Origin of the sequence: Kitasatospora sp. HPM-01-4 (genome assembly GCF_051374625.1) — a bacterium.
GTDB lineage: Bacteria > Actinomycetota > Actinomycetes > Streptomycetales > Streptomycetaceae > Kitasatospora.
Genome location: NZ_JBPQGP010000005.1, coordinates 4,262,012 through 4,285,104, shown reverse-complemented (window position 1 = coordinate 4,285,104; position 23,093 = coordinate 4,262,012). Strand labels below are relative to the sequence as shown.

At 73.4% G+C, this 23,093-nt stretch carries 20 protein-coding genes and 1 tRNA gene; 10 read left to right on the top strand and 11 right to left on the bottom strand.

Features of this window, described 5'->3' with window-relative positions:
- Positions 1–134: 134 nt before the first annotated feature.
- Together dcd and ACSMTC_RS18645 are read right to left on the bottom strand one after the other, a co-directional pair.
- The gene (dcd, locus tag ACSMTC_RS18650; protein ID WP_436560832.1) at positions 135–710 is read right to left on the bottom strand and encodes a dCTP deaminase; all 576 of its coding nucleotides are present in this window, start codon (positions 708–710) and stop codon (positions 135–137) included.
- 93 nt (positions 711–803) lie between these two features.
- Positions 804–1,040 carry a hypothetical protein gene (locus ACSMTC_RS18645; protein ID WP_436560831.1) on the bottom strand — a complete coding sequence of 79 codons (237 nt, stop codon included), beginning with the start codon at positions 1,038–1,040 and terminating at the stop codon, positions 804–806.
- Between the two features lie 353 nt (positions 1,041–1,393).
- Between ACSMTC_RS18645 and ACSMTC_RS18640 the strand changes: the two genes are divergently transcribed.
- Positions 1,394–1,467, top strand: a tRNA-Gly gene (locus ACSMTC_RS18640).
- Here ACSMTC_RS18640 and ACSMTC_RS18635 read toward each other — a convergent pair.
- From ACSMTC_RS18635 to metG, 5 genes are all read right to left on the bottom strand, one after another.
- Positions 1,433–1,735, bottom strand: coding sequence for a hypothetical protein (locus ACSMTC_RS18635; protein WP_436560830.1), 303 nt, complete (start codon positions 1,733–1,735; stop codon positions 1,433–1,435). The two genes, ACSMTC_RS18640 and ACSMTC_RS18635, sit on opposite strands and share 35 nt — an antisense overlap.
- 207 nt (positions 1,736–1,942) lie before the next feature.
- Positions 1,943–2,518, bottom strand: a complete 576-nt coding sequence (locus ACSMTC_RS18630; RefSeq protein WP_436560829.1) for a GNAT family N-acetyltransferase — start codon at positions 2,516–2,518, stop codon at positions 1,943–1,945.
- Between the two features lie 23 nt (positions 2,519–2,541).
- Positions 2,542–2,682: a hypothetical protein gene (locus ACSMTC_RS18625; protein ID WP_436560828.1), complete on the bottom strand. Its 141-nt coding sequence runs from the start codon at positions 2,680–2,682 to the stop codon at positions 2,542–2,544.
- Positions 2,683–2,867: 185 nt separating this feature from the next.
- On the bottom strand, positions 2,868–4,124 hold the full coding sequence (locus tag ACSMTC_RS18620) for a damage-control phosphatase ARMT1 family protein (protein WP_436560827.1): 1,257 nt from the start codon (positions 4,122–4,124) through the stop codon (positions 2,868–2,870).
- A gap of 175 nt (positions 4,125–4,299) precedes the next feature.
- Positions 4,300–6,027, bottom strand: a complete 1,728-nt coding sequence (metG, locus tag ACSMTC_RS18615; protein WP_436560826.1) for a methionine--tRNA ligase — start codon at positions 6,025–6,027, stop codon at positions 4,300–4,302.
- Positions 6,028–6,366: 339 nt separating this feature from the next.
- On the opposite strand from metG, the gene ACSMTC_RS18610 reads away from it, so the two are divergent.
- The 6 genes from ACSMTC_RS18610 (at position 6,367) to ACSMTC_RS18585 (ending at position 13,073) form a co-directional block, all read left to right on the top strand.
- Positions 6,367–6,909 carry a SigE family RNA polymerase sigma factor gene (locus tag ACSMTC_RS18610; protein ID WP_436560825.1) on the top strand — a complete coding sequence of 181 codons (543 nt, stop codon included), beginning with the start codon at positions 6,367–6,369 and terminating at the stop codon, positions 6,907–6,909.
- A 54-nt stretch (positions 6,910–6,963) separates the two neighbouring features.
- A complete protein-coding gene (locus ACSMTC_RS18605; RefSeq protein ID WP_436560824.1) occupies positions 6,964–8,304 on the top strand; it encodes an LCP family protein in 1,341 nt (446 codons plus the stop codon).
- 61 nt (positions 8,305–8,365) lie between these two features.
- Positions 8,366–9,982 carry an LCP family protein gene (locus ACSMTC_RS18600; protein ID WP_436560823.1) on the top strand — a complete coding sequence of 539 codons (1,617 nt, stop codon included), beginning with the start codon at positions 8,366–8,368 and terminating at the stop codon, positions 9,980–9,982.
- Positions 9,983–10,153: 171 nt separating this feature from the next.
- Positions 10,154–11,029 (top strand): sigma-70 family RNA polymerase sigma factor, encoded by an 876-nt coding sequence (locus ACSMTC_RS18595; RefSeq protein WP_436560822.1) that lies wholly within the window; start codon positions 10,154–10,156, stop codon positions 11,027–11,029.
- Between the two features lie 142 nt (positions 11,030–11,171).
- Positions 11,172–12,566: a pyridoxal phosphate-dependent decarboxylase family protein gene (locus ACSMTC_RS18590; protein ID WP_436560821.1), complete on the top strand. Its 1,395-nt coding sequence runs from the start codon at positions 11,172–11,174 to the stop codon at positions 12,564–12,566.
- Between the two features lie 84 nt (positions 12,567–12,650).
- Positions 12,651–13,073, top strand: a complete 423-nt coding sequence (locus ACSMTC_RS18585; protein WP_436560820.1) for a DUF6191 domain-containing protein — start codon at positions 12,651–12,653, stop codon at positions 13,071–13,073.
- Between the two features lie 24 nt (positions 13,074–13,097).
- Here the strand turns inward: ACSMTC_RS18585 and ACSMTC_RS18580 are convergent, their stop codons facing one another.
- On the bottom strand, positions 13,098–13,430 hold the full coding sequence (locus ACSMTC_RS18580; RefSeq protein WP_436560819.1) for a hypothetical protein: 333 nt from the start codon (positions 13,428–13,430) through the stop codon (positions 13,098–13,100).
- 307 nt (positions 13,431–13,737) lie between these two features.
- Between ACSMTC_RS18580 and ACSMTC_RS18575 the strand changes: the two genes are divergently transcribed.
- From ACSMTC_RS18575 to ACSMTC_RS18565, 3 genes are all read left to right on the top strand, one after another.
- Positions 13,738–14,034 (top strand): Imm32 family immunity protein, encoded by a 297-nt coding sequence (locus ACSMTC_RS18575; protein ID WP_436560818.1) that lies wholly within the window; start codon positions 13,738–13,740, stop codon positions 14,032–14,034.
- Between the two features lie 151 nt (positions 14,035–14,185).
- A complete protein-coding gene (locus ACSMTC_RS18570; protein WP_436560817.1) occupies positions 14,186–15,775 on the top strand; it encodes a hypothetical protein in 1,590 nt (529 codons plus the stop codon).
- An 81-nt stretch (positions 15,776–15,856) separates the two neighbouring features.
- Positions 15,857–19,147: an AfsR/SARP family transcriptional regulator gene (locus ACSMTC_RS18565; RefSeq protein ID WP_436560816.1), complete on the top strand. Its 3,291-nt coding sequence runs from the start codon at positions 15,857–15,859 to the stop codon at positions 19,145–19,147.
- 66 nt (positions 19,148–19,213) lie between these two features.
- Here ACSMTC_RS18565 and ACSMTC_RS18560 read toward each other — a convergent pair whose 3' ends face one another.
- The 3 genes from ACSMTC_RS18560 to ACSMTC_RS18550 all read right to left on the bottom strand — a co-directional run bounded on the left by ACSMTC_RS18560 (position 19,214) and on the right by ACSMTC_RS18550 (position 23,062).
- The gene (locus ACSMTC_RS18560) at positions 19,214–20,932 is read right to left on the bottom strand and encodes an alpha/beta hydrolase (protein WP_436560815.1); all 1,719 of its coding nucleotides are present in this window, start codon (positions 20,930–20,932) and stop codon (positions 19,214–19,216) included.
- A gap of 173 nt (positions 20,933–21,105) precedes the next feature.
- A complete protein-coding gene (locus tag ACSMTC_RS18555) occupies positions 21,106–22,086 on the bottom strand; it encodes an MASE1 domain-containing protein (RefSeq protein ID WP_436560814.1) in 981 nt (326 codons plus the stop codon).
- Between the two features lie 130 nt (positions 22,087–22,216).
- Entirely contained in the window at positions 22,217–23,062 is an 846-nt protein-coding gene (locus tag ACSMTC_RS18550; RefSeq protein WP_436560813.1) for a PP2C family protein-serine/threonine phosphatase, read from the bottom strand.
- Positions 23,063–23,093 lie beyond the last annotated feature (31 nt).

Sequence of the window (23,093 nt, the reverse complement as noted above, 5' to 3'; positions counted from 1 at the left end):
GTCGGTGCGACGCCCCGAAGTCGGCCTGACGCCCGAGGCGGCCTGAGCACAGCGGAGGGGGCGTACGGATCTGTCCGTACGCCCCCTCCGTCGTCCCGCATTACACCCGGGTGCCACCGCACCCGGGTGCGGCGTCACACCTGCGTGCGGTGGAAGTTCACGTGCGAGCGCGACGGCGTCGGGCCGCGCTGGCCCTGGTAGCGCGAGCCGTACCGCTCGGACCCGTACGGGTGCTCGGACGGCGAGGACAGCCGGAACAGGCAGAGCTGGCCGATCTTCATGCCCGGGTAGAGCTTGATCGGCAGGGTGGCCACATTGGACAGCTCCAGCGTGACGTGCCCGCTGAAGCCCGGGTCGATGAAGCCCGCGGTGGAGTGGGTCAGCAGCCCGAGCCGGCCCAGGCTGGACTTGCCCTCCAGCCGGGAGGCCACATCGTCCGGGAGCGTGATCACCTCGTACGTGGAGGCCAGCACGAACTCACCGGGGTGCAGGATGAACGCGTCGTCGCCCTCCGGCTCGACCAGCCGCGTGAGGTCCGGCTGCTCCTCGGAGGGGTCGATGTGCGGGTAGCGGTGGTTCTCGAACACCCGGAAGAAACGGTCCAGCCGGACGTCGATGCTGGAAGGCTGGATCATCGCAGGGTCGAACGGGTCGATCACGACCCGGCCCTTGTCGATCTCGGTACGGATGTCCTTGTCAGAGAGCAGCACGCTTCGAGAGTACGTGCACACCTGGGCCCCGGCCGAATCCGGCCGGGGCCCAGATGATCCGATTGCGCCCTGCGGCGGCCCGCTCCCCGGCGCTCAGGCCAGGAACGGAGCGGCCTCCAGTCGCATCGCGCGCGCCAGTTGCGGCGCGGACAGCTCACTCACATCGGCCGGCACCGAGCTGCGCAGCCGTCCGCACTGCGGACAGCGGATCAGTCTGCCGGGACCGAGCCGTCCGGGGCCGAGCTGCTGCAGCGGGAACGTGCTGGTGCTGAACAGGTGCCCCTCGGCACAACGAACGACGGTGCGCTGCTCCATCGATCCCCTTCCCATTCTTTCCCCGTACTCGCGCCACGACGGCGGCGGCGCCGCACCCACCGCCGTCCCTGCGGAACCGCGGTCTCTGCGAAGCCACCACCCTGCGGTACGACCATCCCTGCGGAACCGCCGTACCAGTGACCGGTGTCCACGCGGGCCCCTCGCCCGGGACAGCGACACATTAGGGGATGTTCCGGACATTCCGCTCAGCGGCTCGCCGCCCCACCCACCCCAGCGGAACGGCCCACACAGTACGCCTCACCCCACCCGCGCGCATCGACCTATGGTCGCGTTCACGCCAGTCCCAAGCACCTGCTCGGATGGGGTAGAGTGTGGAAACAGTCGGGCAGTCACTGACAGCCCGTCAGGCGGGCGTAGTTTAATGGTAGAACATGAGCTTCCCAAGCTTAGAGCGCGAGTTCGATTCTCGTCGCCCGCTCCAGTGAAAAGCCGCAGGTCATGGACCTGCGGCTTTCGTGCTGTCTGGACCAATCCTGGGCTGTCGTGCCAGGGAGGCCGCCGGTGCGGCAGGTCTTGCCGTCCCAGAAGGGGTGGTCGAGCAGGGCCTCGGCAAGGGCGGCCGTGGCCTCGGGCGGGGTGCCGATGGCGGCGAGGGCGCCGGCGACGGTCTCGGTGGCGTCAGTCGACAGGTCGGCGTCGCCGAGGACGGGCAGCAGGAGGAGCAGCCGGGCGTGAGGCTCCGGTTCCACTGCCGGCCCAGTGCGGCCGGCAGTACCCGTCCGCCCAGTGGTTGCCGCCGTCGGTGGCTGGCAAGTCGGGCAGGACGCCGCCCGGGGGATCGGCGGTGCCGGAGAGCGCTATGTGCGGCAAGACCAGCTCGGTCAACAGGAGTTCACCTTCCGGGTCCGCTTCCATCGGCAGGTGGGCCGACGGGCGACTGGGCATCGTCAGTCGCGTCAGGCCCCGGGGCCCGGGCTGGTCTTCAGCCCGTCGATCGCTGTCCACTCGTGCTCCAGGATCGAGTAGGTGATCGAGTCGCGCCAGGCGCCGCGGACGAAGACGTGGTCGCGGATCCGGCCGTCCTCGGTCATGCCGGCCCGCAGGAGCGTACGAGCCGACGCCTCGTTCAACGGTGACCGCGCCGCCCAGATGCGGTGCAGACCAAGGGTGTTGAAAGCCAGCGCGCACAACAGGTGGACGGTCTCCGTGCCAAGACCCTTGCCCCACTCGGCCGGGTGCAGGGCGAACCCGATGGTGGCCGCCTGCTGCGGCTCGGTCGCCAGGCGCGCGTAGCCGATCAGCCGGTGCTCGCCGAGCCGGGTGACGGCGAGGCAGTATTCGGTCCTCGGGTCCTCCCGCGCCGACCCGATCGAGCGGTCGATGATCAGCTCAACCTGGGCCGGTGTGCGCGGCTCGAAGCTGAGGTGCCGGGTGGCTTCCGGGTCGCCGTAGATGGCCAGGAGGGCCTCGGCGTCCTCGGGTTCGACTTCGCGCAGTGCCAGGCGGGGGCCGGCCGGGTGAACTGGGGTCATGGCAGCGGAGCTTACCGACGCGGTCATTGGATGAGAACGGACGTCGGGGTGGCGGTGAAGGCTTCGATCTCCTCGCGCAGGCTGCTGATCGCAGCACCTCCTCGCCGGCCCTCGGCGTGCAGCGCGCCGTGGACGCGCTGGGCACTGCTGATGATGCCGAACATCCGCTGCGCGACAGGTAGGTCGCACGCGTTGGAAGAGATGCTCCAGGTCCGGTCGGATCACCGTTGGTACCCGTTGCAGGATGCCTCCGACCTGGTGGTCCGAGCCGTCACGCGCCAACTGCCGGTTGTTGTCTGGACCGATCCGGAGTCTCCGGCCTCGTGTCGCATCGCATCCCGCGGTGCGGCTACCGCGGGACGCAGGTCTGGATGACGGCGTACCGGCCGCTGGTTCGCCATGGCTCCCCCGTGCCGTCGAGATCGGTGACGGTGGAATCCGTGAGTCCGACGATCACGTCCGACTTGAGGGTCCGCAGGCTGGTTACGGGTGATGGGAAGTGGTGTGCCGCGTCGGCGAAGGGGGTGGTGGGTGGCCAGAGCCGGTCTCCGGTCAGGCGGCGGTAGTTGAGGTCGCCTTTCAGGATGGTCATCGTGGCGCCGGTGAACTCCGCCCGGAGATCGGCGGGCATGGCGTGGAACGGCAGCGGGGCGCAGAAGAACGGATGGGTCCTGACCGCGAGTGCGCCCGTGCCCATCGCCTGCCACAGCCGGTGGCCGATCGCCGCGGCCTCCGGCTGGGGCGCGGTGCGGAGGCGTTCCACCGTTGCGAGGACGTCCGCCATCGTGGCGTCGGAGACGTAGTACGGCTGTGGCTTCACGTGGAGGACGACCTCGGAGGCCGGCCCGCTCGTCAGGAGGTGGTCGATCAGTACCAGGTCCGGCAGCAGCTCGCGGCCGGCGTTGTCCGCGACCAGGCAGATCCGTCCGCTCCTGGCCCGTCCGCTCCTGGCCCGTCCGCTCCTGGCCCGTCCGCTCCTGGCCCGTCCGTCCTCGGCCCGTCCGCCCTCGGTCCGTGCCAGTTCGGCCCGTGCCAGCTCGGTCCACATGAGTGGGCTGTCATCGGTGATCAGCCCCGAGGGCGAGTCGGCGCCGGTCTGTGCGGTGATCTGGAAGCTGAGGTCGGCGCGGTTGCCCCACAGGGCCGACGACAGCAGGGCCTGGCCGCGGTCGGCCGCCGGCAGGGCGTGGAGTTCGCCGAGCGCGGCCAGTTCGGCGTCCACGGCGGCGCCGTCCAGCTCGGCGGCCTTGAACGGGGCGAAGGGGTCGATCCCCTGCCAGGCGCCCGGCCGGAAGTAGCCGGTGGCTTCGAGCAGTCGGCGGTAGAAGTAGCTCTCCGCCCAGAGGAACGGCGCCTCGCCCCACGGCAGTCCCCACAGCCCCCGGCCCCACTCCAGCCACTGGGCGTGGTCATGGGCGTCCTCACCCAGCGGCTCCAGCAGGCCCGTGGTGCTCTCGGCCAGCAGGCGCTCGATCGCCTCCCGTTCGGCGGGCCCGTACGGAAGTGCGTCGAGCACCTGCCGGATGAGCTTCGGATGGCGCTCGTGGAAGACGCCCCAGGCGAAGGAGCCCGGGACGTCGCTGAGGATCACCGGTGCGGTCGGCACGTTCCGGCTCTTCTCTCGTCGTCGGTGGACAGCGAAGGGCCGCAGGCGGCCGCACAGCCAGTATCGGTGGGCCGGGCCGGGGACACCGCGCGGTGGCGGGCCGGCCCGGCGGAGTCGCGGAGCCACCGAGACCGGGAATGACCTCGGCGGCTCCGCGACCCGCGGCCGCCGGGGCCTACTCGCCGCCGAACCGCGTGGTCCAGGTCTCCAGGTCCTCGTCAGTGATTTTGGCGAAGAGGACCGGCGGGACGGTGAAGGCGGTCCCGGCCGGGACGAGGTCCAGTGAGCGGGCCTGCTGCGGGCTCACCCAGGTCAGGGTGCGCACCGGGATGTCCTCGGCGAGTGCGAAGGAGTGGCGCATGGCCTGGCTCGCGGCCGGGATGAACGGCTCGGAGAGCACCGAGTAGAGGTAGATCAGGTTCATGGCCGTGCGCAGGGTGAGCGCGGCGGCCTCCGGGTCGGTCTTCACCTGGAGCCAGGGCGCCTTCTCGTCCAGGTAGGCGTTGCCCGCGCTCCACAGTGCCCGCAGACTCTGCGCCGCCTTGCGGAAGTTGAGCGCGTCCAGGTTGGCCTCGTACTCGGCGAGCAACTCGGCGATCTGCGCGCCCAGGCGCTGCTCGGCCTCGCCCGGCTGGTGGCCGGCGGGGACGTGGTCGCCGAAGCGCTTGCGGCTGAAGGAGAGCACGCGGTTGACGAAGTTGCCCAGGGTGTCGGCCAGGTCCTTGTTGACGACGGAGGCGAACAGGTCCCAGGTGAAGCTGGAGTCGTCCGACTCGGGCGCCTGCGCCATCAGGAAGTAGCGCCAGTAGTCGGCGGGCAGCAGCTCCAGCGCGACGTCGGTGAAGATGCCCCGCTTCTGGCTGGTCGAGAACTTGCCCCCGTAGTAGGTCAGCCAGTTGAACGCCTTGACGTAGTCGACCTTCTTCCACGGCTGGCGCGAGCCGAGGATCGTGGCCGGGAACATCACCGTGTGGAACGGGACGTTGTCCTTGGCCATGAACTCCGTGTACCGGACGGCGTCGTCGGCCTCGTACCACCAGGACTTCCAGTCGCGCGCCTCACCGGCCGGGGCCGCGTCCGCCCACTCCTTGGTGGCGCCGATGTACTCGATCGGGGCGTCGAACCAGACGTAGAAGACCTTGCCCTCGGCCGCCAACTCGGGCCACACGTCGGCCGGTACGGGCACGCCCCACTCCAGGTCGCGGGTGATCGCGCGGTCCTGGAGGCCCTCGGTCAGCCACTTGCGGGCGATCGACGAGGCGAGGACGGGCCAGTCGTCGCCGTTGTCGGCGATCCACCGCTCCACCTGGCCGGTCAGCTTCGACTGGAGGAGGAAGAGGTGCTTGGTCTCGCGGACCTCCAGCTCCGAGCTGCCGCTGATCGCCGAGCGCGGCTGGAGGAGGTCGGTCGGGTCGAGCACACGGGTGCAGTTCTCGCACTGGTCACCGCGGGCCTTGTCGTAGCCGCAGTGCGGGCAGGTGCCGACGATGTACCGGTCCGGCAGGAAGCGCCCGTCGGTGATCGAGTACACCTGGCGGATCGCGCGCTCCTCGATGAAGCCGTTGGCGTGCAGCTCCCGGGCGATCTCCTGGGTGATCTCCCGGTTCTGCGGGGAGGAGCTGCGGCCGAAGTAGTCGAACGACAGCCGGAAGCCGTCGTAGACCGCCTTCTGCTGCAGGTGCGCCTGGGCGCAGAACTCGGACACCGGCAGGCCGGCCTCCTGGGCGGCCAGCTCGGCCGGGGTGCCGTGCTCGTCGGTGGCGCAGATGTACAGGACATCGTGGCCGCGTTGGCGCAGGTAGCGGGAGTAGACGTCCGCCGGGAGCATGGACCCGACCATGTTGCCCAGGTGCTTGATCCCGTTGATGTACGGAAGGGCGCTGGTGATCAGGTGCCGAGCCATCCTCGGATGCTCCAATTTCTCCCGCCGGCACCCCGTCAGGAGCGCCGTGACGGGCGCAGGTCTGGGGGCCGCAACGAGGGCCCTGCTCAGTGCCGACTCTCGGGCTGCCACAGAGAGCGAAGTTCCGCTGTGGGCGGCCTCATCCTATCGACACGCGCCCGGTCACCTGCCCGGCTTTTTCCGGCGACCGGGCTGTCTGGCGACGTCTTGCGGCTCGGCGACCGAGTGGCCCGGCGACGCCTCGCGGCCCGGCCCGGAGGTTCTCGGCCGGCACGGTGTAACGCGCGGGGCGGGCCGGAGCGTCATAGGGCGGATGGTCCGTCAGGGTCGGGAGTGGTGATGATCTCCAGCAGTGGTGCGCGGGAAGCGATGGAGGCGGAGTTCGTCGCGTTCGCGAACGGACGCGCCGGGCAGCTGTACCGCTCCGCGTACTTCCTGACCGGGGGCGACGCGCATCTCGCCGAGGACCTGGTCCAGGAGACGCTCGGGCGGATGTACACGCACTGGCGGCGGCTGTCCCGGCCGGGGCGGTCGGGGCGGATAGACAATCCGGCGGGGTACGCGCAGACGGTGCTGGTCCGCTGCTTCCTCTCGCACCGGCGGCGGCGCAGCAGCCGGGAGCGTCCCGCCGAAGTCCTGCCCGAGCCCGAGGGGCGGGTGGAGGACGCCACGCTGCGGGTGACGCTGACCGAGGCGCTCGCCCAACTCCCCGCCCGTGACCGGGTGGTGCTGGTCCTGCGCTACTGGGAGGACCGGAGCGTGGAGGAGACCGCTTCGGTCATGCGGGTCAGCACGGGTGCGGTGCGCACCCGCAGCACGCGGGCGCTGGCAAAGCTGCGAGCCCTGCTGGGCACCTCGCTCGACGAGCTGGCCGCCCACTGAACCCGCCGCGTGGCGCAGAACTTTCAGCTTCGATCCGAGAGACGGTGATCCCGTATGTCAGCCGATCCCCAGCCCGGCCTCCAGCCCGATCCGGAGTTCGAGCACGGCCTCGTCCATGCCTTCAACCGGGCGGCCGAGGACGTCAGGACCGAGGCGGAGCCGCTGGTGTCCGGCGGTCTCGCCCAGGGCCGCGGCAGGCGTCGGCGCCGTCGGACGGCCGCGATCACCGGCAGCGTCATCGCGCTCGCGGTCATCGGCGCGGGCGGCGTCCTGGCGTCGGACCTCACCGCGCCGGTGCCCGTCTCCAGGGCCCTGGACGATGCCTCGAAGGGTGCACCGGCTCATCTGGACAAGGCGGTCAACATCCTGCTGATCGGTCTCGACAGCCGCAAGGACATGGACGGCAACGACCTGCCGCCGGATGTGGTGGAGAACGACCTGCACGCGGGCAGCAGCTCCGAGGCCGGCGGCTACAACGCCGACACCCTGATCGTGCTGCACATCCCGGCGGGCGGCGGCAGGGCGAGCGCGCTGTCCGTTCCGCGCGACGACTACGTCCGGACGTACGGCGCGGACGGGCGGATGCACAGGATCAGGGACGTGTACGGCCTCGCCAAGATGCGGACGGAGGCGGAACTCCAGGGCCAGGGCCTTGCCAAGGGGGAGTTGGAGCGGCGGAGCCGGGAGGCCGGGCGCTCGGCGACCATCCAGACCGTGCAGAAGTTCCTCGACATCCCGATCGACCACTTCGCCGAGTTCAACCTGATGGGTTTCTACGACATCGCCAAGGCGGTGGGGCCGGTAGGGGTCTGCCTCAACCACCCGGTCAGCGACCCGATCGTCTCCGGCAGCGCCACTCAGGAGGGCGGTGGCACCGGTCTCGAACTCCCGGCCGGGTACAGCGATCTGAACGCGGCCGACGCTCTCTCCTTCGTCCGCCAGCGGCACAACCTGCCCAACGGCGACCTGGACCGGGTGCGTCGTCAACAGGCCTTCATCGCTTCGGCGTTGCACAGGCTCGGCCAAGGCGGCGTGCTCGGCGATCCGGCCCGGACGCAGTCGCTGTTCGACGCGGTGAAGAAGGACCTGGTGATCGACGACCGGTGGAACGTCGTGCGGTTCGCCGGACAGGTCTCTGAACTGACCGGTGGAAACCTGGAGTTCGACACGCTGCCGCTCTCCGGTTTCAAGACGGTCGACGGTGAGAACGTGAACACGGTCGACCAGGAAAGGATCCGGCAGATCGTGAAGCAGCGCTTCGGTGACACCCCGGCGCCCGCCGCCACCGCGCCTGCGGCCGCCGCCACCGCGTCCGGTTCCGGCGGTTCGGCGGCCACGGGTCCCTCCGTCGCTCCGTCCGCCGCACAGCAGAACGGCATCCCCTGTGTGGACTGAGAGAGGATCCCACGGAGCGGCCGGCCGCGAGCGGTCGCGGCGCCACCGCCGGGCCGGGGCGGTGCCCGGATGGCTGGCCGTCGGCCGCACCCTCGCCTGCTGCGTCTCGCTGGCCGTGCTCGGTACCACCGGGGCCGCCTGGTACGAGTACCACGACCTCAGCGACGGCATCACGACGTCGAACGCGCTGGAGCAGGCGAGGAGGAGCGCGCCGAAGAAGCTCGACAACTCGGTCAACCTGCTGCTGATCGGCCTGGACAGCCGCCGGAACATGGACGGGACCGACCTGCCACCGGAGTTCATCCAGGACGAGCTGCACGCGGGCCACAGCTCCGACGTCGGCGGCTACAACACCAACAGCCTGATCCTGCTGCACATCCCCGCCGGGGGCGGCAAGGTGGAGGCGGTGTCCGTCCCGCGCGACGACTACGTCATGACCTACGACGGCGACGGCTCCGAGCAGGGCATGCACAAGATCAAGGAGGCCTACGGTCTCGCCAAGAACAAGGTGACGCCGGCTCTCAAGGCCAAGGGCCTCACGGGCGCGGCGCTGGAGCAGGCCGGCCGGGAGGCGGGCCGCGCGGCCACCGTCTACACCCTGCAGAAGTTCCTCGACGTCCCGGTCGACCACTTCGCCGAGGTCAACCTGATCGGCTTCTACGACATCGCCAGGGCCGTCGAGCCGATCACGGTCTGCCTCAACAAGGACACCAGCGACCCGGCCGAGGACGGCCAGGGCTCGGGGGCCGACTTCCGCAAGGGCATGAACACCCTGAACGCCTCCCAGGCGCTCTCCTTCGTCCGCCAGCGGCACAACCTCGACGGCGGGGACTTCGACCGCACCCACCGCCAGCAGGCGTTCATCACCGCGGTCGAGTACAAGCTCAAGCAGGACGGGCTGTTCGGGGACCTGGGCAAGATGCGGAAGCTGTTCGACGTGGTGAAGAAGGACGTGGTCATCGACGACCGGTGGGACATCCTGGACTTCGCCCAGCAGGCGCCCAACCTGACCGGCGGCAACGTCGAGTTCAACACCCTCCCGGTCAAGGCGCTCAAGCCGCCGGTCTACATCCCCGGCGAAGGCCTGCAACTCGTCAACTACGTCAACCCGGACCAGATCAAGAGGACCGTCAAGGTGCTGTTCGGCTACGCCGACTCCGCTCCGGCCGCCGCTGCCGCTGCCACTGCCGATGGCGGCGCCGGAAGCACCGAAGGCACCGCCGGCAGCACCCCGGCCCCCGCCGCGCCGTCGGCCGGGGTTTCGGGGACGGTGGACGTGTACAACGCGTCCTCGGTCCAGGGGGCCGCCGCCGACGAGTCCAGAGCACTGGCCGGCATGGGTTTCACGGCCGGCCGGACCGGCACGGCGCGCAGCCACCCGAGGTCCACCACGGTGGTCTACGGCCGTGGCGCCAAGGACGGCGCCGGGCAGGTCGCCGCCCGCTACGGCACGAGTGCCGCCGGGTCGTCCGCTGTCCCGGCCGGGCACATCGTGGTCACCCTGGGCACCGGCTACCAGGCGCCCGCGAGCAGTGACGGCGACAGCAGCACCGGCACCGGCAGCGGTCCGGGCCAGGCCGGTGCGAGCGCCTCCGGCGGGACCCCGGATCCGGCCGCCACCATGTCGATGCAGGGAGCGGCGGTCAAGGGCGACAACGGGATCCCGTGCGTCGACTGACGTACTTGTGCAGGGCGCTGACGTACTGTCAGGACACGAGAGGCGGTGGGGGTCGGGCCGCCCGTACGTGCTTGCATGATCCCGCTCGACGGTTCCAGGGCCGGTGTCCGTCACATCGGCCGGGTTTCGCGGGTCAGTGCTGTGGCACGAGGCGACGGAGGAATGCGACCTATGGACCGAAGCGAGTTTCTGGCAGAGCAGTTCGAGGCTCACCGTACGCATCTGCGGGCGGTGGCCTATCGGATGCTCGGCTCCCTCAGCGAGGCGGACGACGCCGTCCAGGAGACCTGGCTCCGGCTCGACCGCTCCGACAGCAGCGGCGTGGAGAACATGGGCGGCTGGCTGACCACCATCGCCGGCCGGGTCTGCCTGAACATGCTGCGCTCGCGCACCTCGCGCCGGGAGGACCCGCTGGACGTGCACGTGCCCGACCCGATCGTGAGCAGTACGGACGGCGTGGACCCCGAACAGCAGGCGCTGCTGGCCGATTCCGTGGGCCTGGCGCTGCTGGTGGTCCTCGAAACCCTGGCGCCGGCCGAGCGGCTCGCCTTCGTGCTGCACGACATGTTCGCCGTGCCGTTCGACGAGATCGCCCCCATCGTCGGGCGCACTCCGGCCGCCGCGCGCCAGCTCGCCAGCCGCGCCCGGCGCCGGGTCCAGGACATCCCCGCCCCCGACGCCGACCTGGCACGTCAGCGCGAGGTGGTCGACGCCTTCCTCGCCGCGGCGCGCGGCGGGGACTTCGAGGCGCTGGTCGCGGTCCTCGACCCGGACGTCGTGGTGCGCTCCGACGGCGGCGTCCTGCGTCCCGGCGCTCTGCTGCGCGGTGCGCAGGCCGTGGCCGGCGGGGCGATCACCTTCGCCAGGCTCGCCCAGTTCACCCTGCCGGTCCTGGTCAACGGGGGCCCGGGAGCCGTCGCGATCGCGGACGGCCGGCCGGTCTCGGTCGCGGCCTTCACGGTCGCGCACGGGAAGGTGGCCGCGCTCGACATCCTCGCCGATCCCGAGCGGCTGGCCCGGCTCGACCTGACGTTCCTCGGCGACTGAGGCCCGGCCCGCCTCGCGCGCTCCGGGGTGCGCGAGGCGGCCCCGCCGGACGGCACGGAGCAGTCCACTCGTCCGGAATTGGATCGGGACGGCGCGGCCGCGCGGCGGTAGCTTCGGGCCGTAACCGATCGAAGGGGTAGCCGTGCATCCACAACTCGCCGAGGATCTGGCCCAGTTGCCCGACCTGCTGGAGGCCACCCGGAAGCATGCCGGGGCCTTCCTCGACGGGCTGGCGGAGCGCCCGGTCGTCCCGCCGTCACGGGTGCCGGCGGCGGAGCCGCTGCCGGGGCGCGGGGTGGGACTGCGGGCGGCGCTGGAGGAGTTCGCGGTGCGCTGGGAGCCGGGCCTGTCGGCCAGTGCCGGGCCGCGCTACCTCGGGTTCGTCACGGGTGGTGCGACCCCGGCCGCGCTGGCCGGGGACTGGCTGACCGCGACCGTGGACCAGAACGCCAACAGCGGTCTCGACCCGGCCGGCCAGCACCTGGAGCGGGCGACGGTCGGCTGGCTGCGCGAGCTCTTCGGCCTGTCCGACGCCCACAGCGGCACCTTCGTCAGCGGCGCGACCATGTCCAACACGGTCGGACTGGCGATCGCCCGTGAGTGGCTCGGGGAGCGGCGCGGGGTCAGCCCGGCCGAGGACGGGCTGGCCGCGCTGGGCCCGGTACGGGTGCTGTCGGGCAGCGCGCACTCCAGCGTGTCCAAGGGGCTGTCGGTGCTCGGCCTCGGCCGCGGCGCGCTGGTCGGGGTGGAGACCCTGGCCGGCCGGGAGGCGGTCGACGCGGCCGCCCTGGAGCGCGCCCTGGAGGAGACGGACGGGCCCTGCATCGTGGTGGCCAACGCCGGCACCGTCAACACGGTCGACTTCGACGACCTGCGCGCCATCGCCGCCCTGCGCGCGCGCCACGACTTCTGGCTGCACGTGGACGCGGCCTTCGGCGCCTTCGCCGCGCTCTCCCCGGCCCACGCCCACCTGGTCGAGGCCCTCGACCTGGCCGACTCGGTCTGCGTGGACCTGCACAAGTGGCTGAACGTGCCGTACGACAGCGCGGTGCAGTTCACCCGCCGCCCGGACCTGCAGGCCCGGGTCTTCCGGAACTCCGCCGCGTACCTCGGCTCGGTGGGCGACAACCCCGACCTGGTCCACCTCACCCCGGAGAACTCGCACCGGCTGCGCGCGCTCGCCGCCTGGTTCACCCTGCGCGCCTACGGGCGGGACGGCCACCGCGAGATCGTCGAACGCTGTGTCTCCTGCGCCCACGCGCTGGGCGAGGCCGTGGCCGCCACGCCGGGCCTGCGCCTGCTCGCGCCGGTCCGCCTCAACGTCGTCTGCTTCACGCTGGCCGAGGAGCCCACGGCCGAACGGCTCGCCGCCCTGGCCGCCGAGGTGAAGGAGGAGGTCTTCCTCACCCCGACGGTCCACGCCGGAGTGCCCGCGCTGCGGGCCGCCTTCAGCAACTGGCGTACGACCGGCGCCGATGTCCACAGGGTGGCCGGCGCGCTGGCGGAGGCCGTCCCGAGGGTGGTCCGGGCCGGGTAGCCGGCGCGGGGCCGGGGACAGCACCTCTGGTACCGAACTCCCCATCGCCGGCTGGGAGTCGGCGATCGCCGGGCACGGCCGGCCGTGCCCGTACGTTGCCCGGAGGGCGACTTCATGGGGGCGGCGATGGGCATCTTCGGCTGGGTGGCCGCGGCGGTAGCGGCGTTCTTCCTGCTGGACCGGCTGCTGCTGTGGCTGGAGCGGCGGGGCTGGATCTACTGGCGGAAGCGGCAGGCGGGCATCGGTGCCGCCTCCACCGCCGGTCTGATGGGAGAGCTCCACACCCTCTTCGGCCCGGGCAACCGGCACGTGGTGGAGGAGAAGGAGCGCCGGCTGCTCCTGCGTGACGACGCCGGGTCGGGCGTGCTCCTGGAGCGCCGGATCGACCTGGACTCGGGCCGCGCGGTGGTCAGGGTGCCGGGGCGGTCGGCACGGCAGGAGCGAGCCGGAGCATCCCCTGAGGACGCGGCGGACCGGCCGGGCGCCGCCGCGTCAGAAGGCCGGTGACGGCGGCGCGGACGCCCGCCGTGGTCAGAGCGAGGGTTCGCGCAGCCAGTCGGCCCTGTCCCGGGGGACGTGCGGGGCGACGGAGGCGGCCCCCGCGGTGTAGGCGGCCCAGCGGAGGTCATCGCAGGCGAAGAAGGATTCCGCCCCCGCGTCGACCCACAGGGACAGCGTCCGGTCGCCGGACCGGGTGAGGTCCCACCACGACCACCACCGCCCGGAGTCGTGGTCGAACTCCGTGAGCCACCCCTGGAGGCTCCAGCCGGCCCCGTGCCCCGCGGCGACGAAGCGCTCGGCTCCGCGCCTGGCGAAGCCGGGGCCCGCTCTCCGCCGAGGCCGTCGCTGACCTCGGCGAACCATGGGGGGACGGGCCGGGGCGCGGTCCGGGTGTCGAGTCCGCACTCGGCGAGGGAGCGGTCCAGGGCGGCGCCGAGGGCGGCGCGCAGCCGGGCGGCGTACTCCTCGGCCGGCCCCTCGGCCTCGATCCTGAAGCAGGTGAACCCCGGTGCGGACGGCGTCCGGGGCGAGGGGGAGTGCCGATCCGGTCGCGCTCGTCGAGGGACGCCCGGTCCTCCTCGTCCAGGAGGCCGTGGTCGAGGTCCTCGCGATCGGTCATGGGAGGAGGGTAGGTGAGGGGCCGTGAGCGGGGCGGGGGAGGATGGCGATCATGAATCACGAGGCTGACCGGCCCTCAGGTGCCCGGGGCCGGGTGGACGTGACCACCGACGGGGTGGTGCGGACGTTCGGCTGGGAGGCGGACGCCCGGATCATGGTCCGGCAGCTGGGCGGGGAGACGGTCATCGAGGCCGACGCCGCCGGGCTGCGTGCGCTGGCGGGCCATCTGCTGGTGCTGGCTCAGGACGGGACCCCGGACGGGAGCCATCTGCACCTCGAAGCGGGCACGGGCCTGGTGGCCGGTTCGTCCGGTCTCGTGCTGGAGCGCGACGAAACCCCTGGGCCGTAGGTCAGTTGGGGCTCGGGCGGCGGCCCCGCTCTGCATGTCTTCGACAAGTAGATGACCCGTCAGTAACATCACTTCCGCGGCCGTCCCACGCCGCCTGTGTCTACTGATCTCGCGCGGTCGTGTCCTCATCCGCCGCGCCAAAGGGGACTCGTTGAACAGCTCTGCCCGCATAGTCGTCCTGCCTGCCCTCGCGGCGGCGCTGGTCCTCGGCGGTTCCGCCTGCGCGGCGCCCGGGACCGGGCCGCAGGCGTCCGGGACGCCCGGGACACCCGGTGCCACCGATGCCCCGGCCACCACGCTCGCCGCCCGCGCCGGTTCGGACGCCCTCGTGGTGGCCGCCGCCCAGCCGGGGACGGAGCAGACCGCCGTCAGCACCCCGGCCGCGGGCGCACACCCGGCCACCGCTTCCGCCGCGCGCAACGTCCAGCTCGCCGCCTACGACCCGGCCACCGGAACCGTCGTACTCAAGGCCGTCACCACGGGCGTGACCGGCGGATCCGGCTCGTCGTCCAGTGCCTCGCCGACGGCCAAGGCCTCGGGTGCCACCGCCAAGCCGTCCGCCGGCGGCTCGTCCACCGCCAAGCCGTCCGCCGGCAGCTCGTCCACCACCGAGCCGTCCACCGGCAGCCCGTCCGCTCCGGCCGGGACCCCGTCGGCCGGAGCGTCGCAGCCGGCGTCGGCCGACCCCGCCGAGACCGTCCGGCCCGGTCAGCTGATCGCCAGCCCGCCGACCGCCGCCGCTCCCAAGGGCGCGCTGCTCGCCGTCACCTCGGTGCAGCCCGCCAAGGACGGTTCGGTCACCGCCGCCACCCGCCCCGCGACCCTGGCCGAGCTGCTCGGGCCCGCCGAGGCGGACGGCAAGGTCGCCGTCGACCCGCACGCGATCACGGTCAAGCCGCTGGTGAAGGACCTGAAGCTGACCTTCGGCAAGGACGGCGGCACGTCCAAGGCCGACGCCTCCGGCACCCTCCAGCTGGACCTGAACGCGCCGGTCGCGCTGCCGGGCGGCAGCGCCTCGGCCTCGGGCTCCCTGCAGCTGCGGCCCGCCGTGCACTTCGCGTACCACGGTGCCGACCACGGCAGCCCGCGCACCGCGTCGGTCGGCTTCGACCTCGGCGCGCACGCCCAGTGGAAGGTCAGCGGTGAGCTGGCCAGGACCACCGGCGCCAACCCGATCCGCGTCCCCTTCGCCGAGCTGCACGCCAACCCCGTGCTCAACGTCGGCGGCCTGCCGGTCGTGGTCAACCTCGGCCTGACCTGCTTCCTCGAGGTCAACGCCGACGGCAAGGTGACCATGGAAGCCGAGCAGCAGTTCGACGGCGCATGGGCGGTGCAGGCCAAGTACACCGGCGGCCACGGCTGGAGCCCGGTCACCGACACCGGCGACACCAGGATCTCGCCGGTCAAGGCGCAGCTCTCCGGCAACGCCTCCGTCCGCGCCGGCCTCGGCGCCGAGGTGAACGTCGGGCTGTTCAACGCGGTCGGCGTGGACGCCACGGTGGAGCCGTACGTCCGGGCCCAGGGCGAGGGCTCGGTCGCGGTGGAGACCTCCAAGGGCAGCACCCCGCAGGCGCGCGGCAGCCTCGCGCTGTACGGCGGCGTCGATCTGACCGGAGCGCTGTCGGCGCACCTGAGCATCTTCGGCACGCCGGTGGTGAACAAGCAGCTCCCGCTGCCCGGTTACCACAAGGAGTGGCTGCTGAAGTCGTTCGGCTCGGCCCCGGCACCGTCGGGCAAGTAGCGGCGTAGGACGCCCGCCGCCGCCCGCTCCCGACCGGTACGCGATGATCGTCGTGCCGGACGGGAGAGGGGGGCGCGGGCGATGCGCATCGGGGTACTGGGACCACTCCAGGTCCTGCGCGGTACGGACGGGGCGGCGGTCGGCATCGGCGGCGCCCGGCTGCGCGCGCTGCTGATCCGGCTCGCGCTCGACCCCGGCCGGCTGGTGGTCGGCGAACGGCTGGTCCGCGACCTCTGGGAGGACCGGCCGCCCGCCGATCCGGCCGGTGCGCTGCAGTCCCTGGTCTCCCGGCTGCGGCGCGCCCTGGACGCCGACCCCGGGACCGGCCGGGCCGCGATCGGCTCGCACCCCTCGGGCTACCGGCTCGATCTGCCGCCGGGCAGCGTCGACGCCTGGGCGTTCGAGCGGGCGGCGGCCGAAGGGCGTGCCGCGCTCGGGGCGGGTGAGTACGCGCGGGCCGCCCAGGTGCTCCGCGAGGGGCTCTCGCTCTGGCGCGGGGACCCGCTGGCGGACGCCGGCCCGGCCGCCTTCGCCGTGGCACCGGCGGCCCGGCTGCGCGAGGTACGGCTGTCGGCGGTCGAGGACCGGGCGGACGCCGAACTCGCACTGGCCGGTGCCGGTGCCTCGGGGATGCCGCCCCGGCTGATCGCCGAGCTGACCGAGCTGTGCGCGGCCGACCCGCTGCGGGAACGGTCGGCGGCGCGGCTGATCCGGGCACTGCAGGCGGACGGGCAGCAGGCCGCCGCGCTGGAGGTCTACGACCGGACCCGCCGGGCGCTGGCGGACCAGCTCGGGACGGACCCCGGTGCCGAGCTGCGGGAGGCCCATCTGCGGGTACTGCGCGGCGGCGCCCCGGCGGCCGGTGCCCGGGCGGACCGTGGCCGTACCGCTCCGCCCTCCGTACTGCCCGCCCGGTCGACCAGCTTCGTCGGCCGGGCGGAGGACGTGGCCGGGGTCGGGCGGCTGCTCGGCGAGCACCGGCTGGTGACCCTGACCGGGCCGGGCGGTGTGGGCAAGACCAGGCTGGCCGTGGAGGCCGGAGCGGCCTTCGAAGCGGCGGCGGCCGGCGAGGTGCGGCTGGTCGAGCTGGCGTCCGCCACCGGCCCGGGTGCCGCCACCGCCGCGGTGCTGTCCGCGGTCTGCCGTCCGGCGGCCGGGGTGCTGGCCGGCGGCCTGCAGACCGAGGGCCTCGCGGCGGACCCCGTCGAACGGATCGTCAGGGAACTGGCCGGACGCCCGGTGCTGCTTCTGCTGGACAACTGCGAGCACCTCGTCGACGAGGCCGCCCTGCTCGTCGGCCGCCTGCTGGCCGCCGTGCCCCGGCTCAAGGTCCTGGCCACCAGCCGCGAGCCGCTGGGCGTGACGGGGGAGGCGCTCCGCCCGGTACGGCCGCTCGCGGTACCGGAGTCCGGCGCCGGGCCCGAGGAGGCCCGGGAGCACCCCGCCGTGGCCCTGTTCGCCGACCGTGCGGCGGCGGTGAGCCCCGGGTTCGCGCTGGACGCCGCGAGCGCCCCGCACGTGGTCCGGCTCTGCCGCGAACTGGACGGCATCCCGCTCGCCATCGAACTGGCGGCGGCCAGACTGCGCTCGCTGACACCCGCCCAGCTGGCGGACCGGCTCGACGACCGCTTCCGGCTGCTGGACCGGGGCAGCCGGACCGCCCTGCCCAGACACCGCACGCTGCGCGCCGTCATCGACTGGAGCTGGGCCCTGCTGGCCGGGGACGAACGGGTCCTGCTGCGGCGGCTGTCCGTGTTCTCGGGCGGGGCCCGGCTCGCCGACGCGCACCGGGTGTGCGCCGGACGGTGGCCGGACGGCGACCGCCCCGATGAGACCGCCGTACAGGACCTGCTGGCCGCGCTGGTGGACAAGTCGCTGGTGGTGCTCGTCCCGTCGCCGGGCGCCGTGGGCGCGGAGCGGTACCGGCTGCTGGAGACGGTCCGGGAGTACGCGGCGGCCAAGCTCGCCGAGGCCGGGGAGACGGCGGATGCCGGGGCCGCGCACACCGACTGCTTCCTCGAACTCGCCGAGACCGCCGAGCCGTTGCTGCGCACCGCCGGGCAACTGACCTGGCTCGCCCGGCTCGACGCCGAGCAGGGCAACCTGGACGCCGCGCTGCGCCGGGAGATCCGGGCGGGCACCGCCGAGGGGGCCGCCGGACGGGCGCTGCGACTGGCCGCCGCACGGGTGTGGCCGTGGCTGATGCGCGGTCAGGGCCACCAGGCCGGGGAGCGGACGGCCGAGGTGCTGCGCGCCTTCGGGTACGCACCGCCGCCCGGCGCCGAGGAGGCCCACGCCCGCTGCCTGATCGTCGCCCGGCTCACCCTGCCGTCGAGCGGTGCCGATGACGCCGCGGCGGCACAGGCCTTCGGCGGCGCGCTGATGACGGCGCAGGGCGCCGACCACCCCGTCGCGCTGGGCGCGGCCCTCCTGCTCGCCATGGGCCGGCCGGCGGGCGGCGCGGCACAGGTGGCCGAGCGGTTCTCGGACCATCCCGACCCGTGGACCGCGGCCGTCGCGCAGCTGGTCCTCGGCCGGATCGAGCTCGGCGGCGGGCGGGTGCGGCACGCCGAGGACTGCCTGCGCACCTCGCTGCTCCGGTTCCGGCGCCTCGGCGACCGATGGGGCCTGGCACTGGCGCTGATCTCACTGGCCGGCCTGCGGTCCGTCACCGGCGAGGTGGCCGAGGCGATGGCGGCACTGGACGAGGCCCGCCGCCACGACGCGGAGGTCGGCGGCGCGGGCGAGTCGCCGATGCTGCTGGTGCTGTCCGGCCAACTGCGGGCACGGGCGGGCGACCTGGACACCGCGAAGGCCGAGCTGGAACAGGCCTCGGACATCGCGCTGCGCAACCGCGACCCGCGGCTGCGGCTGGCGGCGCAGTACGCGATCGGTGAACTGGCCCGCCGTACCGGGGACTTCGAAACCGCGCTGGACTGCCAGCAGCAGGCGTTGAGTTCGCTGCTGGAGCGGTCCGCCGCCGGAACCGGCGGCCCTGAGCAGGTCCAGCTGTCGGCGCTGCTGCACACCAGCCTGGCACGGATCCACCTGCACCGGGGCGGCCCGGAGCAGGCCGACCGGTTCCACCGCCGGGCGCTGGAACTGGCCGCCGAGTGCGGCGACCACCCGGTCCGGGCCACGGCCTTGGAGGGGTTCGCCGAGTACTGCCTCGCCCGCGGCGAGGCCGACCGGGGCGCGATGGCCCTGGGTGCCGCGTACGCGCTGCGCGGTACGCACGACGCGGGCGACCCCGAACTGCGCGGACTCCTCGGCGCCTGCGAGGCCGCCCTCGGTGAGGACGGCTTCGCCGCCGCCTGGAATCGCGGACGGGCCCTGCCCCGGCCGGAGTCGCTGTCCCTCGCGCTCGAGTGACGGCGCGCGCCCGGCTTCCTTGCCGGTCGGGCCGGTCGGGCCGGTCGGGGCGGGCCCGGTGCCCGGTCAGTGGGCAGCGCCCTCGAAGGGCCGGTGGTCGGGCTCGCAGACCGTGCCGGACGGGGGCAGGACGCCGTCGACGAGGTAGCGGACCTCATGGGCGGCGGCACAGGCGCTGGGGTTGGCCATGACGGTGTGGCCGTAGCCGTCCACGGTCAGCAGGCGGGCCCGGGCCAGGGTCCGGGACATGGCCTGGGAACCCTGGTAGGGCCAGGCCGGGTCGCCGGTGTTGGCCAGGACGAGGACCGGGTTGGCGGTCGGGCGGTTCCACGGGCCGTCGTACCGGTCGCGGTCGCGGGCCGGCCAGGTGGCACAGGGCTCCGCGGCCCAGGCGAAGTACGAACCGAGGTCGCCGGACCTGGCCCGGGCGAGGGCGGCCTGCGCCGGATAGCCGGAGGTGGAGCGCGGGTCGGCGCTGTCCGCGCACATCACACCGAGGGACTGCTCCTTCCCCTGGTAGCCGCCGGTCGCGGGGGCGGCGGTCGGCGCGGCGGGGGCGGTGGCGGCGGGGGTGGCGGGCGCGGTGGATGCGGTCCAGAGCTGTTGGAGCTGCTGCCCGAGCCCCGGCCAGCCGGCCGCCAGGTTCGCCACCGGGGCGGCCGCGTACAGCTGCATCAGTGTGCTCTCCACCGTGGACGCGTAGCTGAAGGGCATCGCCCCCATCGGGGTGTCGAGGGTGACCGGCCGCTGCCGCAGGCGCTGGAGCAGGGTGGCGAACTTGGCCCGGGTCGCGGTGGCGCCGGGGGCGGCGAAGGCGCAGGCCCGGGGCCCGGCCTGGCCGCACTGGTCGAGGAAGGCGTTCAGGGTGCGGTCGGCGGCCAGGTCGGTACCGGTCCGCAGGAAGGAGCCCAGCTGATCGGCCTGGCCGCCGCGCCCGGTGGACCAGGCCACCGGGTCCACGGCGCTGTCCAGGACCATCGAACGCACCCGGCCGGGGAAGAGGTTGGCGTAGGTGGCGCCCAGGTAGGTGCCGTAGGAGACGCCGTAGTAGGTGAGCTGCCGGTCCCCGACCGCCTGGCGGAGCAGGTCCATGTCCCGGGCGACGTTCGCGGTGGACAGGTGCGGCAGCAGCGCCGGGGCGCTGTGCAGGCACTCCTGGCCGAAGCGCGCGTAGGCGTCGGTCCAGGCCCGCTCCTGCGGGCGTCCGACCGGGAAGCCCTCGGGCACGCCGGCGAAGAACCGCTGCTCGGCCGCGTTGTCCGGGAAGCAGCGCGTGGTGGTGCTCGCGCCGATGCCCCTCGGGTCGAAGCTGACGATGTCGAAGCGGGCGCGCAGCTGCTCGGGGAAGAGCGAGGTCATCGCCGGCAGCGCCTGGGTGCCCGGCACACCGGGGCCGCCGGGGTTGTAGAACAGCGACCCGATCCGGTGCGTCGGGTCGGTCGCCGGGTGCTTGATCACCGCGATGTCGATGGTGGCGCCCCGCGGTGCGCGGTAGTCGAGGGGAACCCGGGCGGTGGCGCACTCGAAGCCCTCGGCGCACGGCTGCCAGTCCAGCCGGGGCACCTGGGCGCCGGCCGTGGTGACGGTGGCGGTGGTCGCCGCCGTCGCGGTGGCGGTGGCGGTCGGGAGGGTTGCCGCGATCAGGCCAGCGACGGCTGCGGCGGCGCGGGCCCGGCGCGCGGCCGGGGTGGGGCGCTTCGTGCGGCGCGCTGAGCGGGGCAGGGGGCGGGGCAGGGGGCGGCACAGGCGTGCGGCCAGGCCGCCGGCCTGGGGTGAGGAAGTCAACGGGTGCCCTTTCGGTCTCCTGCCGGGACGGCCGCGGCCTCGTCGGCTACGACCTGCCGTACCGGCGTGGCACACCGTCGCGCGCCGCGCTGTCAGATGGCTGCCAGCGCACTGGCAGCCGTTGCGGGTGCGCGTGTCCCCGAGGCGCGCCCGCTCGTGCCGGGCCTGCCGCTTCAGTCCTTGGACGGCGGCCAGCGGGGGGTGTCGCCGCCGGGGGCGAGGCGGGCGACCACCTCGGCGAGCCCGATGCAGGCCTGTTCGATCTTGCGGTAGGTGCTCCTGCGTTCGGCGACGACGGCCGCCAGCAGCAGCGTGGTCAGGGCGGCGGAGCCGTTGAGGGCCTGGAGGATGACCATGGTCCCGAGCAGGCGGTGGCTGGCGAAGGGACCGACGTTGTCGGTGGCGGCCACCACGGTCACGACCGAGACCAGCAGCACGCAGGCCGCCGCCCCCGCCAGCTGGAACCGCAGCGCGGCCCAGATGAGCAGCGGGAAGACCAGGAACAGCAGGGAGAGCGTGGTGTGGGTGACCAGGAGCGACACCAGGGCGGTGGCACTCAGCAGGGCCGCCGGTTCGATCCACCGGCGCGGGCTGAGGTCCCGGGGCAGCCCGGCGGTGCGCAGCCCGAGCAGCAGCGGGGTGACCACGAGTACGCCCATGGCGTCGCCCGTCCACCACGCCGACCAGGTGGGCCAGAAGCCGCTCGGCGGCAGGTCGCCGTGCAGGACCAGGGCGCCGGGGCCCACGGTCGCGCTGATCAGCATCCCGGTGAGCGCCCCCAGGAAGACCAGCGCCAGCCCGTCGCGCAGCCGCTCGAGTTCGACCCGGAACCCGACCCGGCGCAGCATCAGGAAGGCGCAGACCGGAGCGAGGGTGTTCCCGGGGACGACCCCGAGGACGGTGAGGTTCAGCGGGCTGACCGTCGCGGTCACCAGCAGGGCGCCGAGCGCGATCCCCGGCCAGATCCGCAGGCCCAGCAGGAGCAGGGCGGTCAGGGCGATGCCGGTGGGCGGCCAGAGCGGGGTGACCTCCGCCCCCGCGATCGCCACCTTCCGCAGCAGGCCGAGCCGGCCGCTCGTGAAGTAGAGGGCGGCGACGGCGATGTTCTGGAGGCCTGCCACGGTCAGACGCCGGAGTTCCTCGTTTCGCACCACAGCAGCCATCAGACAACGTCCGGGAGCCGGGCCCGTACGTGACACGCGCACCGCGGGTATCCGGCGGGGCCTGCGGAGCCGGGTGCCGGGCGGACGGGTGCCCGGGCGCGGTGCCGTCGCGGGCGGGCGCTCAGGCGGGCGGGTCGGCGTGGTCGTCGTGGCAGATGACCAGGACGGCGGCGTCGTCGGAGTGGCCGGTGAGGTCGGCGACCTTGAGCACCTCGGCGGCGAGGCCACCGGGGTCGACGCCGGTCCGGCCGACGACCTGGGCCCGTACGGTCTGCGTCACCCGCTCGAGCCCCTCCTCGATGGGGAAGGACGGGCCCTCGATCACCCCGTCCGTGAACAGTACGAACGCCCCGGCCCGCGACAGCCGGCGCCTGGCCACCGGGTACACCTCGCCGGGCACGATGCCGAGCGGCAGCCCGCCCTCGTCCTGGGCGATGCAGGTGCTGCCGTCGGCGGTGGCCCAGACGGCCGGGACGTGGCCGGCCCGGGCCTGGGCCAGCTCCCAGGTGAGCGGGTCGAAGCGGAGGAAGGTGCAGGTGGCGAAGAGCCGGGTGTCCATCGACAGCAGCAGGTCGTTGGCCCGGCTGAGCACCTCGCCCGGGTCGGTCGAGTTGGCGGCCACCGCACGCAGTCCGATCCTGACCTGTCCCATGAAGGCGGCCGCCTCCACGTCGTGGCCCTGGACGTCGCCGATGGAGAACCCGAGTGTCCCGTCGGGCAGCCAGAACCCGTCGTACCAGTCGCCGCCGACGTCCAGGCCGTCGCGGGCGGGCAGGTACCGGGCGGCGGTCCGCAGGCCCGGCAGCTCGGGCAGGGCGCCCGGGAGAAGCTCGCGCTGCAGCGCTTCGGCGAGTTCCACCCGGGCCTGCTGGAGTTCGGCCCGCTCCAGTGCCTGGGCGGTCAGCCGCCCGAGCTCGTTGAGCAGGTCGTCGGCGCTGGTGGGCCGGGTGGGACGGTGTCGGGCCATGGACCCTCCGAGGTGCCTCAGCGGCGGGCCC